The 13,239-nt window shown below is 46.3% G+C and carries 8 protein-coding genes; 6 read left to right on the forward strand and 2 right to left on the reverse strand.

Annotated elements, in window-relative coordinates; all coding sequences use genetic code 11:
• Positions 1 to 85 precede the first annotated feature (85 nt).
• The 4 genes from tig to GPK81_RS16035 all read left to right on the forward strand — a co-directional run bounded on the left by tig (position 86) and on the right by GPK81_RS16035 (position 8,064).
• Complete coding sequence (tig, locus tag GPK81_RS16020; protein ID WP_021976985.1) at positions 86 to 1,414, forward strand: trigger factor; 1,329 nt, start codon at positions 86 to 88, stop codon at positions 1,412 to 1,414.
• A 268-nt stretch (positions 1,415 to 1,682) separates the two neighbouring features.
• Positions 1,683 to 3,125 carry a polysaccharide deacetylase family protein gene (locus GPK81_RS16025; protein WP_252196681.1) on the forward strand — a complete coding sequence of 481 codons (1,443 nt, stop codon included), beginning with the start codon at positions 1,683 to 1,685 and terminating at the stop codon, positions 3,123 to 3,125.
• 211 nt (positions 3,126 to 3,336) lie between these two features.
• Entirely contained in the window at positions 3,337 to 5,223 is a 1,887-nt protein-coding gene (gene glgB / locus GPK81_RS16030) for a 1,4-alpha-glucan branching protein GlgB (RefSeq protein WP_215707345.1), read from the forward strand.
• Between the two features lie 231 nt (positions 5,224 to 5,454).
• The gene (locus GPK81_RS16035) at positions 5,455 to 8,064 is read left to right on the forward strand and encodes a cation-translocating P-type ATPase (RefSeq protein ID WP_215707346.1); all 2,610 of its coding nucleotides are present in this window, start codon (positions 5,455 to 5,457) and stop codon (positions 8,062 to 8,064) included.
• Between the two features lie 143 nt (positions 8,065 to 8,207).
• On the opposite strand, the gene GPK81_RS16040 is transcribed toward GPK81_RS16035, so the two are convergent.
• Positions 8,208 to 9,833, reverse strand: coding sequence for a CapA family protein (locus GPK81_RS16040; RefSeq protein WP_021976990.1), 1,626 nt, complete (start codon positions 9,831 to 9,833; stop codon positions 8,208 to 8,210).
• 889 nt (positions 9,834 to 10,722) lie between these two features.
• Between GPK81_RS16040 and GPK81_RS16045 the strand changes: the two genes are divergently transcribed.
• Complete coding sequence (locus GPK81_RS16045) at positions 10,723 to 11,136, forward strand: acyl-CoA thioesterase (RefSeq protein ID WP_180214425.1); 414 nt, start codon at positions 10,723 to 10,725, stop codon at positions 11,134 to 11,136.
• 5 nt (positions 11,137 to 11,141) lie between these two features.
• The gene (locus GPK81_RS16050) at positions 11,142 to 11,423 is read left to right on the forward strand and encodes a hypothetical protein (protein ID WP_021976992.1); all 282 of its coding nucleotides are present in this window, start codon (positions 11,142 to 11,144) and stop codon (positions 11,421 to 11,423) included.
• Between the two features lie 29 nt (positions 11,424 to 11,452).
• Here the strand turns inward: GPK81_RS16050 and GPK81_RS16055 are convergent, their stop codons facing one another.
• Positions 11,453 to 13,225, reverse strand: a complete 1,773-nt coding sequence (locus GPK81_RS16055; protein ID WP_252196682.1) for a DUF885 domain-containing protein — start codon at positions 13,223 to 13,225, stop codon at positions 11,453 to 11,455.
• Positions 13,226 to 13,239: the final 14 nt, after the last annotated feature.

The following is a 13,239-nucleotide window of genomic DNA, read 5'->3' on the forward strand; positions in this document are numbered from 1 at the left end:
AAAAGTATACAGAAAATGTTTATAATCTATTATGGTTAGAATATATGTGTATTTTCAGATGATTTTGATATGAAGGGAGTAAGATATGAAGAAAAAAACATATCTCGTTGTGCTTGCATTGTGTACAGCGCTGGCGATAACAGCCTGCGGCACATCTGCAGACAATAAAGGGGAAACAAAATCTACAGCAGAAACACAGGATACAGCCGATAAAACAGATTCAGCAGAATCAGGATCGGATTCAGATAAAAACAGCAAAGATACAGCTTCCGGAGATACAAGACTTGTTTCTGTGGATGATGTGAGCAAATATATAACGATCGGACAGTATAAAGGCCTGACACTTGATAATTCTGTAGAAGCTGTGACCGATGACATGGTTGATGGAAGGGTTCAGGAAGAACTTCAGAATAAGGCAGAGGAAGTAACAGAAGGTACGGTTCAGAACGGTGACATTGTTACGATCAATTACGTAGGAACCAAAGACGGAGTAGCTTTTGACGGAGGTACAGCCAACAATTATGAGCTGACGATCGGTTCCGGAACTTTTATTGATGGTTTTGAAGATGGAATCATCGGAATGAAAAAAGGCCAGACAAAAGATCTCGACCTTACATTTCCGGAAGAATATTCATCCGAAGAACTGGCAGGCCAGGAGGTTGTGTTTAAAGTTACATTGCAGAGCTTCAAACGTGCTCCCGAACTGACCGATGACTGGGCAGCCAAGAATACTGACTGTAAGACTGCGGAAGACTACAAAAAAGAAATCCGCAAGACACTGGAAGAAGAAGCAAAAACAAGCGCCCAGAATACTCTTCGTGAGACAGCATGGAACACAGTGCTCTCTGCTTCCGAAGTAAAAGAATACCCACAGGATGATCTGGATACGGCAAAAACAGAATTTAAGACTCTGTACGAAAATTATGCAAAACAGGGTGATATGACCCTGGAGGATTTTGTAAAGGCACAGGGCATTTCCATGGATGATTTTGAAGAGCAGAGCAGCCAGTATGCGGAATATAAGGTGAAACAGAACCTGATCGTGCAGGGAATCATGGATGCGGAAAATATGACACTTGAGGATGAAAAATCTCTTGGTATCCAGAACGAACTGATCAAATCATATAATGTAAAAGATATCGCGGCACTGGTAGATAAGTATGGCCAGGCAGCTGTGGATGAATCTATCGGATTGCTCCGTGTGGAGGACTTTATCATAGATAACGCAACCGTTGAAGAAAAAGTAACTGCCGGTGACACACAAGGTGTGGACGGAGATGATCCGTCTGTAGATGGAAGCAGTGCTGAGGGAACTGTTGACGAAGAGCTGGAAACGGCAGAAGCGACAGATATGGTTCCTGAGGAAGAACCGACAGAAGAGGCAGACAGCGCATCAGATGCATCAGCAGAATAACAAAAAATCACACGCATTATGTGATGCGTACAAAAAAGTGCGGGGCCCGGGAGAATTTCCGGGAACCGCTTTTTTGACAGTAACACATAAAAAGAAAATTAAGAGATTCTTTCGGGAATTACCATTGTATTTGAACATTAAATGCGGTATGATTAAGTTCAGACATTAAGGAAAGTTATAAATATATAGACGGGGATATAATCAAATGGACAAAAGAGTTTTGCGCGAGAGAATGCGCAGAAAGCAGCAGCAAATAAGACGGCGGCGGATGATGAAGCGGATAACCTGTGTGGTTGCGGCGATTCTTCTGCTGGTTTTTGTTGTTCGAGGAGTAATTTTACCAATCGTCAACCGTGTAGGCGGAGGAAGCAGTAAGGGTACGGAGACTGTGAATGTACAGGCGAATACAGCAGGAACTTCCTCAGATGGAAGTACGGAGGATGCATCTGCATCGGCTGATTCGGCTACATCGGATTCATCCGGTGACAGCAGTACAGATGCTGTGGTGATGCCGGTAAAGGGCAGTACAGCAGGAGACAGACTTTCTGTTATGACACCGGGATGGCATGAAGACTCCACAGGAAAGTGGTATCAGAATCCGGATGGTACATATTATATCAATGGTTTTGCCGAAATCGACGGAACTACATACAGTTTTGATGAGAATGGTTATATGCAGACAGGATGGGTTGAGAAAGGTGTGAAGGATTATTACTTTAATGAAGATGGTTCTTATGATCCTTCCAAGAAACGTCCGATGATCGCACTGACCTTTGATGATGGACCGGGAGAGTATACAGAGACTCTTCTTGATACAGTTGAGAAATATAATATTCATGTTACCTTCTTTATGCTGGGACAGAATGTTGAGGGACGGGAATCTACTGTACAGAGAATGTTACAGCTTGGATGTGAGATTGGTAACCATACTTGGGATCATCCGGAGCAGACTCTTCCGAATATGGATCTGGATTCTGTTGTACAGGAATTCCAGAAAACAGATGACGAGCTGGTGAAAGCCTGCGGACAGGCTGCAACCGTGTGCCGTGCACCGTATGGAGCAATCACAGAAGAACAGATGGCAGCAGTAGGCAAACCGTTTTTCATGTGGTCCACAGACTCCCTGGACTGGAAACTGATGGATGCGGATGCGGATTACAATGAGATCATGAACAGCGATCTGAGTGATGGTTCTATCATTCTGATGCATGATATCCATGAGCCATCTGTAAAATGTGCTACTGAGAAGTTGATTCCGGAACTGGTCAATGAGGGATATAAGCTGGTAACAGTCAGTGAACTTGCAGCAGCTAAAGATGTTACTTTACAGAGTGCTTCCTATTCTGACTTCTGGGACAGCTCCCTTCAGGCAGGACGTGTTGCAGGATATGCAGGAAATTCCAGTGATTCAACAGACAGCAGTGATTCTTCTGACGGAAGTATAACTTCTGATGACAGCGCTTCTGCAGACAGTACCTCCGCAGATAGTACAGACGTCAGTGATGGTTCCACAGACAGTACAGTCAGTGACGGATCGGACGGTTCTTCTGATGGAAGTGGTGATGGATCAGATGGTTCCACAGACGGAAGCAGTGACGGATCGGATGGTTCTTCCGACGGAAACTATGATGATGGAAGCTACGATGACGGAAGCTATGATGATGGCTCCTATGACGATGGTTCCTATGATGACGGAAGTGAAGAATACTAAAGAATAATACCAGGAGACCTGAGTGACAAAATGTGTGTCATTCAGGTCTCTTTTTTGACTTTATACGACACTGTCGGATAATAGACACATATTATATGGGAGGGTTTTTCCTTGACTGAAAATATGGGGATTGGTATAATTATAGAATAAAAAACTCCACTTAAAATTGGGGAATGGACGGTGGCAGAACTATAAAGGGAGGTACCTGAAAATGGGAAAGAAATTACAATTTACGGAGCTTGACCAGTATCTGTTCGGTCAGGGCACGCATTACGATATTTACAGGAAACTGGGAGCACATCCGGATACACAGAACCGGAAAAAAGGAGTTTATTTTGCAGTGTGGGCACCTAATGCACAGGCGGTTTCTGTTGTAGGTGAGTTCAATGAATGGGACACAAAGAAGAATCCCATGAAAAAAGTTGGACCCATTGGTGTTTATGAGACATTTGTACCGGGAGCGAAGATTGGACAACTGTATAAATTTTACATTACAGGTGCACATGGCGAGGAACTTTACAAGGCAGATCCCTATGCCAACGCTGCTGAGATGCGTCCTGGAACAGCCTCCCGTGTTACCGACATCACCAATTATAAATGGAAAGATGATACCTGGATGAAGAACCGTGAGGCCTTTGATCCGGATACAAGTGCCATGTCTATTTATGAGGTGCATCCGGGTTCATGGATGAAACATCCGCAGACTGCGGAAGACGAGGATGGTTTCTATTCCTACAGAGAGCTGGCCCCGAAGCTTGCCGGGTATGTCAAGAAAATGGGTTACACACATGTTGAGCTTATGGGCATCGCAGAGCATCCTTTTGACGGTTCCTGGGGTTATCAGGTTACCGGCTATTATGCACCGACCTCCCGTTACGGAACACCACAGGATTTCAAATATATGGTTGATTATCTCCATCGCCAGAAGATTGGTATTATCCTTGACTGGGTACCGGCGCACTTCCCGAAGGATGCACACGGACTTGCCAACTTTGACGGAACTGCAGTATACGAGCATGCAGATCCGAGACAGGGCGAGCATCCGGACTGGGGAACCAAGATCTACAATTACGGACGTCCGGAAGTAAAGAATTTCCTGATCGCCAATGCCCTTTACTGGGTAGAAGAATGCCACGTTGACGGTCTCCGTGTAGACGCGGTTGCATCCATGCTCTATCTGGATTACGGTAAAAAAGACGGTGAGTGGGTTGCCAATAAATACGGTGGAAACAAGAACCTGGAAGCCATTGAATTCTTCAAGCATCTGAATACGGTTGTTCTCGGAAGAAATCATGGAACTGTCATGATTGCGGAGGAATCTACCGCATGGCCGATGGTAACCGGCAAGGCAGAAGATGACGGCCTGGGATTCTCCCTGAAATGGAATATGGGATGGATGAACGATTTCCTGGAATATATGAAGCTGGATCCGTATTTCCGTAAATTTAATCATAATAAGATGACATTTTCCATGACTTATGCATACAGTGAGAAGTATGTTCTGGTTCTTTCCCACGATGAGGTAGTACATCTGAAGTGCTCCATGCTGGAAAAAATGCCAGGCGAACTGGATGATAAATTCAAGAACCTGAAGGCTGGCTATACCTTCATGTTCGGACATCCTGGTAAGAAACTTCTGTTTATGGGACAGGATTTTGGACAGCTCCGGGAGTGGAGTGAGGCCAGAGAGCTTGACTGGTATCTTCTTGGAGAGGAGAATCATCAGAAACTGCAGCAGTATGTCAGTGATCTTCTTCATATTTACAGGAAATATCCGGCACTTTATGGTGCGGACAATGATCCGTCTGCATTTGAGTGGATCAATGCCAACGATGGCGACAGAAGCATCTTTAGTTTTGTGAGAAAATCCCCCACAAGACGTAACAACATTCTGGTTGTATGCAACTTCACGCCGGTAGCACGTCCGGATTACCGTGTAGGTGTACCGAAGAAGAAACAGTACAAACTGATTATGAATGAGCAGGGACTTCTTCCGAAAGGCAAGGCATTCAAGGCAGAGAAGAAGAACTGCGACAACCGGGAATTTTCTTTTGCATATCCGCTGGAAGCTTATGGAGTCGGCGTATTTACATACTGATATTCCGGGTTGACAAATGTCTTTTTGGACAGTATAGTAAGCCATATAAAGGGGAGTAGCTGGCACGTCAGTGTTCATGATGTCGTCAATCTCGATGGGTATCTACCTGTCCGTATCGTGATGAAACAGCGAGACTTTTATTGCATGTTTTTTGTGCAATAAAAGTCTCTTTTTTTTACGATTCTGCCCATACTGTTAACAGGGAGGCTTCTGAGGATCTGTAAAGGAGGAATGGTATCTGTGAAAGCTTATTACAATGAAACGGTAGAAACTGTACGCAGAGATCTGAATGGGGAACAGGATTTTCTGACAAATGAGGAAGTAAAAAGAAGGCAGGAAAAATTCGGATTCAATGAACTTGCGGAAGGTAAGAAAAAAAGCGGCCTGCAGATTTTTCTGGAGCAGTATAAAGATTTTCTGGTGCTGATCCTGATTGTTTCGGCGGTGGTTTCCCTGTTCCTGGGGGAAACAGAGAGTGCGGCGGTAATTCTGGTTGTGATTACTATGAATGCTATTCTGGGAACTGTGCAGACCATTAAGGCAGAGAATTCCCTGGAAAGCCTGAAACAGCTGGCTGCACCGGAGGCGAAGGTGGTTCGAAACGGTGCAGTGGTGAGAATTCCGGGAAGGGAAATTACAGTAGGAGATGTGGTCCATCTGGAGGCTGGAGACTATATTCCGGCGGACGAACGTGTGCTGGAAAGTGCCAGCCTTAAGGTTGATGAAAGTGCACTTACCGGAGAAAGCATTGGTGTAGATAAGATCAGCGCTCCGCTTACCGGGGAACTTCCGTTGGGAGATCGCAGGAACATGGTATTTTCCGGAAGCTATGTGACTTATGGAAGAGGTGTTTTTCTTGTAACCGGGATTGGAATGAACACAGAAGTAGGAAAAATCGCCGGTCTTTTAAAGAATACTTCGGAGAAGAAAACACCGCTTCAGATTAATCTGGATCGCTTTGGGAAAAAGCTTTCCATGATCATTCTTCTGTTATGTGCGGTACTTTTTATCCTGCAGGTATTGAAAGGCGGAGCTGTTGCAGATGCATTTCTTTTTGCAGTGGCACTGGCTGTGGCGGCGATTCCGGAAGCACTCAGTTCCATTGTAACAATTGTGCTGGCGTTTGGAACCAGAAAGATGGCAAAAGAAGGAGCAATCATACGGAAACTGCAGTCTGTGGAAGGGCTGGGAAGTATATCGGTGATCTGTTCTGACAAAACGGGAACACTGACGCAGAACCGGATGACCATTGAACATTATTATGTGGACGGACAGGATATTCCGGCAGATCAGATTGATCCGGCGAACCCATTGCAGGAACAGATGCTGAAGTTCAGCATTCTCTGCAATGATTCTACCAATGTGGAAGGCCAGGAGATCGGAGATCCTACAGAAACAGCAATGGTAAACCTGGGAGATAAAAAAGGAATTTCGGCACAGGAAGTCAGGGATGCCTGTCCGAGAAGCAGCGAGGTTCCTTTTGACAGTGATCGGAAACTGATGTCTACCTTCCATAAGATGAAGGATGGATATACCATGATCACCAAAGGCGCGGTAGATGTGATGCTGAAACGTGTGGATTATATCCAGAAAGGTGTAAAAATCTTTCCTGTTACAGAGGTGGATGTGGAAAACATCTGCAGAGTTAATGAACAGTATTCAGAGTCAGGTTTACGTGTTCTTGGAATCGGATACCGCCATTTTCCGGTGGAAAAAAATATCTCCACAGAGGATGAACAGGGGCTGGTTTTTCTGGGGTTACTGGCAATGATGGACCCGCCCCGTACGGAAAGTGCAGCGGCGGTTTCGGACTGTAAGCGTGCAGGTATCTGCCCGGTGATGATTACAGGAGATCATAAGGTGACAGCAGCCGCTATTGCAAAGAGAATCGGAATTCTGGATGATATTTCCCAGGCCTGTGAGGGTGTTCAGATTGATGGTATGAGTGATGAGGAGCTTAACGAGTTTGTGGAAAATATCCGGGTGTATGCACGTGTGACGCCAGAGCATAAGATACGTATTGTGCGTGCGTGGCAGGAGAGGGGAAACATTGTGGCCATGACCGGAGATGGAGTCAATGATGCACCTGCACTGAAACAGGCAGATGTGGGAGTTGCTATGGGGATCACAGGAACAGAGGTAGCAAAAGATGCGGCTTCAATGATTCTGACCGATGATAATTTTGCCACGATCATCAAGGCTGTGGAGAGTGGACGAAATATTTATGAAAATATCAAAAAGGCTATACAGTTCCTTCTTTCCGGAAATTTTGCGGCGATCCTGGTAGTGATTGCAGCTTCTCTGATGAATCTTCCAGTGCCTTTTGCACCAGTTCATCTTCTGTTTATCAACCTGCTTACGGACAGTCTGCCGGCCATTGCTCTGGGGCTGGAACCTTACCATCATGATGTGATGGGAAAAAAGCCCAGACCTGTAAAAGAATCTATTCTTACAAAAGAGTTCCTGATCCGTGTTGGTGTGGAAGGTGGTGTGATCGGTGCTGTGGTACTGACGGCATTTCTGATTGGCTACCGGGACGGCAATGAGGTACTGGCAGGTACCATGGCGTTTGCAGTGCTGTGTCTGTCCAGATTACTTCACGGATATAACTGTAAGGCTGGAAAACCGGTAATCTTTACAGGGGAATTTTTTGATAATCGCTTTATGCAGGGAGCATTTCTGTCTGGATTTGTGCTTCTTACAGCTGTGCTTGCAGTTCCGGTGCTTCATGGATTTTTTGCGGTGCAGACGCTTAAAATTGGAGAACTTCTGGCGGTTTACGGACTGTCAGGGGTAAGTATGCTGGTGATTCAGGGACTGAAACGGATGGTAAAGTTCTGATGATGTAAAAAAATACCGGGGATCCGGATCCTTTGAAGTGTGTACTTCAGGGATGCCGGATCTCCGGTATTTTTTATGCACGTTGCTGGATTGGCTGGTTTGCTGAGTCGAGCGAATCTTCGCAATCCGCATTCGTTAAAGCTTTATTCTTCACTTTCGTCGTAACTGTCATCGTAAGAGCCGTCGTCGTAGGAACTGTCGTCATAGGAACCGGAATCATCATCAGAACCATCATCTGAGGAGTCGTCTGTGCTGCCGGAACCGTTATCAGCAGAATTGAAGTTTTCGGAATTGATGTCGATTCCTTTGTCTGCATAATATTGCTCTGCTGTGATGGAATCCGTATCTTCTACGATATTTCCGGAAGCATCGATCATGTTCAGGTCTGTATTAATGGTTACGTCCAGAAGATTGGTTCCTGTGGATGGGGTAACATTCATGGACATGATCTCATTGAATTTCTTTTTCAGGTTGTCGAGAGTGAATACACCGGAACCAATGTATTTCTGGACACCGTTCTGAGATGCCAGTTCTTCCGTATAGTCGGAAAGCATATATGGCCCAAATTCTCCGGCATCACTGTTATAGTGCATGACCAGAGGTTCTACGGTTGGAGTCAGGATTTCAATTGAAGTTTTTCCATCTTTTACTGTTTTCTGGATGGTGAATTTTGCCATTCCGCCAAGGAGCTCTTCCAGTTTCTGCTGGGTGGATACAAAATTTCCCAGAGAATAGAAGACTACGGTTTCATTGCCTTTATCATCGGTGAGACGGCCGTATGGCTGAAGTACGTGAGGATGTCCTCCGATAATGACATTTACACCCTGTTCCATGAGGTAGGCTGCCCATTGCTTTTCGTATTCATTTGGCATGGTTTCGTCTTCAGTGCCCCAGTGAGCCACGAAGATGATGCAGTCGGCCTGCTGTTTGGCTTTCTGGATCATGGTTGTGATCTTGTCCTTACGGATCATGTCGATCATGTAGTCTTTTCCTTCAATGCCTCCTACGTTTGTTCCGTAGGTATAATCCAGAAATGCAATTTTGATACCGTTTACTTCGCGGATCTTGACGGTGTCTGCATCTTCCTGTGAGTCGTGGATTCCAAGAAGTGTGACATCCGGATAGGTGGTTTTCCAGAAATTCAATGTGTCGGTGAGAAAACCTTCGCCGAAATCATCAATGTGATTGTTGGCGGATTCCACTACGTTGAATCCGGCTTTTATGATGGCGTCTCCTACTTCGGTCGGGGTTGCGAAGGAGGGGTAGGAGCTTACGCTGTCATGGTCGGTTGTGAAGACGGTTTCCTGGTCGATCATTTTGATGTCTGCGTCTTTGATGGCGTCCTGGATGTGGGTGTAGATTTTGTCGTAGTTCCAGTTACCGTCAGAGGATGCGCCTGCGTCTATGAGGCTCTGGTGGTAGAGGTTGTCGCCTACTGCGATGACAGAGGCTGTGGTGGTTTCACCGGTGGTAGTGGTGGTTTCCTGTTTTTCTTTTGAAATGGTGGCTTTTTTGCGGGCATCTATGGCTGGTTTACGGATGAGGCGGTAGTCCAGCTGGTTGAAGAAGAGGACCAGAATAGCCAGGACAACGATGGAGGCTATGAGGCTCAGGCGGGCGTTGCTGCGCTCGCGGAAGTTTAATGGGATGTTGTCCTTGGGGTTGCGCCTGATGGGGCGTTTGGGTTCGCGGAGAGGATCCGGGGTGGATTCTCTTTTGAGGACTCGTTTGAGGGAGTCGGGGATTTTGATGTTGGGTGAGAATTTCATTTATGGTTTACCTTGTCTTTCTTTGGATTTTGAATGTAATTGGTTTGCGTGGTTGTATTATAGCAGATTTTTTTTTTCGTGGGAAGAGGGTGGTGGGGGTGAACGTACGCCCGTGCCGGGGATGCTGTCTGGTATGTGGAGTTGTTGGACGGACGCCTTGCCAGCTGGTTTTTCAAGCCGGGAAGTGCTGGTGGCTGTCCGGGCAGTGAGGTTCAGGGCGTGAGGATAGAGTGGCGGGGTGGGAGTGTGAGGCTGAGTGGTTTCCCGGGAGTTGGATGAGCCGTCAGCGCTGCGCTGGACGGCGTGGAGGAAAGGCTGAGTTTCCTTGTGGTTTGAGGGGAGTAAGTGATTGACTGTAAAAAGTTGTGGAGAATAGGAATAAATCGGCACAGCGTTTTATATCCGATACCGCAGCATCCATCGCCCCACCAGTACATACACACATCCCCACAACGTACAACAAAACTGCGTGGCCGGAGGGGAGGAGCGCGAGGAGGGGAAATGGCCTTCGCAACTATGAATGCTTCCCCTCCTCGCATTTCTTTGAAAAGCGAAAAAATTTCCATCTATCTGACTGAAGATTACGATATCTTGCTATCAGCTTGTTGAATTATGGTGGAATTTTTGCGGCTTTGTATGATATATTTAAGATGTATGAGGAATATAATTTGCAAGAAATAAAGCAGACATTTTAACCAAATCAAGTAAGTCCCCTGCGGGGTTGCGAAAAGCAATAAGCAGTGGGTGGGGACTTGCTTGTATCAGGAGGAGTGCAAGCTCCTCCTGATAAACTGCGGAGCAGTTATTTGGTTATGAGAAAGTAGCGAAGCGGATTGCGAATATCCGCTTGACTACAATATCAGACTTTGACAAAAGAGAGGATGCAGTCATGGGTGTTTACAGACGTAAGGCGCAGTATCATGAGACGGATCAGATGGGGATCATCCATCATTCCAATTATGTGAAATGGATGGAGGAGGCCCGTATTGATTTTATGAAGGAGATGGGGTTCGGTTATGGTGAGGTGGAGAAGCGGGGGATCGTTTCTCCGGTTGCCGGGGTTTCGGTTTCTTATAAGAAGCCGGTGCTTTTTGATGATGTGGTGGAGATTTCGGTTTCTGTGAGGAAGTACAGTGGTGCGGTTCTGGAACTGGATTATGAGTTTTTTAATGTGACCAGGGATGAGGTTTGTACGGTGGCTTCTTCGAAGCATTGTTTTACTAGGGATGGGAAGCTGATTTCTCTGAAGAGGGAGATTCCGGAACTGGATGTATTGTTCAGAAATTGCGTGAAGGGAGAGTGAGCAGGATGGAAGTTGTGGAGATGCTTGATAATCTGAAGGAAAAGGCCCGCAGGGACCCGGCGCTTCGGGAGGTTTTGCTTGCTACCCGTAAGGAGAAAGAGCCGCTGGCTGCTTTCTGTAAGAAGTGCCGGGAACTTGGGGTTCCGGTTTATGAGATGGATCTGATCGCGGCAGGGGAAGAGTTTTATGCAGCTATGAAGCGGAGCACCAATGGTGGTGGAGAGAATTCTCCGATGCTTGAGGGTGAAGATGATTTTTATGAGCTGTTTTTTGCGGGGCTGGAGTAAAGAGTTATAATTTTGGCCCAGGGATTCGGTTAAAATTCCGCATCAATATACTTCTCCAGCACCGGGAATTGCACACCGCCGATTTTCAGCACCTGGCTGTGAAATTTTTTCAGGTCAAAATCCTGGCCCAGACGGTTCTGCTCGGAGGTGCGCAGGTCCAGAAGGCTTAAGTAGCCCCAGTAGTATTTCAGATAATTCCCGGGGGTTTCCAGGATGTACTGATAGATTTCGGAGACAACGGTGCTTTCTTCGATGCCAAAGGCTTTCAGGAAGCTGGCTGCTTCGGCCTGGGTCCAGCCGTTGTAGTGGATCTCAATATCCAGAAGTGAGTACATACATAAGTTGATGCTGCGGTTCAGCCAGGAGATCCTGGCAAGTTCTGTGGCAGAAGGATCCTTTATATAACCGGCTGCGTACTGGTAGGCAAAGGGCTCAATATAAGTGGCCCATCCTTCCGCAAAACCGGAGGTGCAGAGCAGATTCCGGATGCCGGAGGGATTCTGGCGCTCAAAAGTGACAGTCTGGTAAAGATGTCCCGGGAATCCTTCATGTGCCAGTGTGGTAAAAAGTTCCAGACCCTGATAACTGGCAGCCGGATTTATATAGATCACATTAGGCGTTCCGGTATCCATGGGCGGGGTGAGATAAAAGGCGGGACTTAAGTAATCTTTCATGGAATCGTGGACTGTGCGGAGTTCAAAAGTGACATCTGCAAGGGCTGGAAAATCTGCCTGGATCTTCTGCTGAAGGGCGTTCAGCATCTGGGCGGGTTTCATTTCTTTGAAAGTGATTCCCTGGTTGAGTGTAGCCAGAAGTTCCGGGTTTTTGCGGAGCATGGTTCCTGCAATACCGATCTCACTGGAAAGCTGTCTGGAGAGGCGTTTTTCCATTTGTTTCACAGGAACGTAAGATCCGGTCTGGCTCTGTAGAAGATAGAGATAGTAGGCTTTTCCTCCCTTAAAATAAGTCAGGCCACGATTGTTTTTCCCTGTGCCACGCAAAGCTTCCAGTCCGGTCATAAGTTCCTGATAGGCGGGAATGACTTCTGTTTTCATGAGACTTTTGTGGGTCAGGATCAGAGCGTTCTGTTCTGAAACGGAAAGTTTTCCATAATCCGAGAGCTTTTTCTGAAAAATATCCAGCATATAATTGTTGTCCGGATTCTGGATAAAAGCGCTGCATTGTGCCAGAACCCGGTCCAGAGTAGTGTCGCTCATAAAGAAACCAGCTTCGGATTTCTTTTTCTCAAATTTCAGGATACTTTGAAAGTAAGGCCGGATGGTGGTGAGAAGGTTGAGATAATCGGTGATATCTTGATCTTCATAAAAAGCGTATTCCGCCAGAAGTACGGGAAGCTGGGCCTGAATGCCGAGACTTGGGCCAAGTGGTTCCTGGAGAAGATAATTGTCGCCCAGAGATTTTTCCGTATGATAATAGAGGAGCATGGAATCCAGGGTCAGCTGATTTTTCGTGGAAAGACAGCTGTAGCGGAAAGATTTCAGCTTTTTTTCGTACTGGCTGCAGATCTGATATGTATTTTTCATGTCTGTCGGGATGGTTCCAAGAGTTGCTTTTTTCCGCGGGATGCCCTGTTTTTCCGGATGTGCAAGGGTATAGTGGAGGGTGAGGGTGCTGCCGGAGACTTCATTTTGAAAAACTTTCCTGGAAAAAGCTTCGAATTTTCCGTTTTCCGTGATCCCATGAGCGGAAAAATAGCCGGCAGTAAGGCCTGCAAACAGCGTCAGGACAAGTAGAAAAGTGATAAAAAGAGGAGATTTTTTTCCCCGGATCTTAAAAGGCATAGGAGATCCTTTCA

The organism is Blautia sp. MCC283, assembly GCF_018785565.1.
In the GTDB taxonomy this organism is placed as follows: Bacteria; Bacillota; Clostridia; order Lachnospirales; family Lachnospiraceae; genus Blautia_A.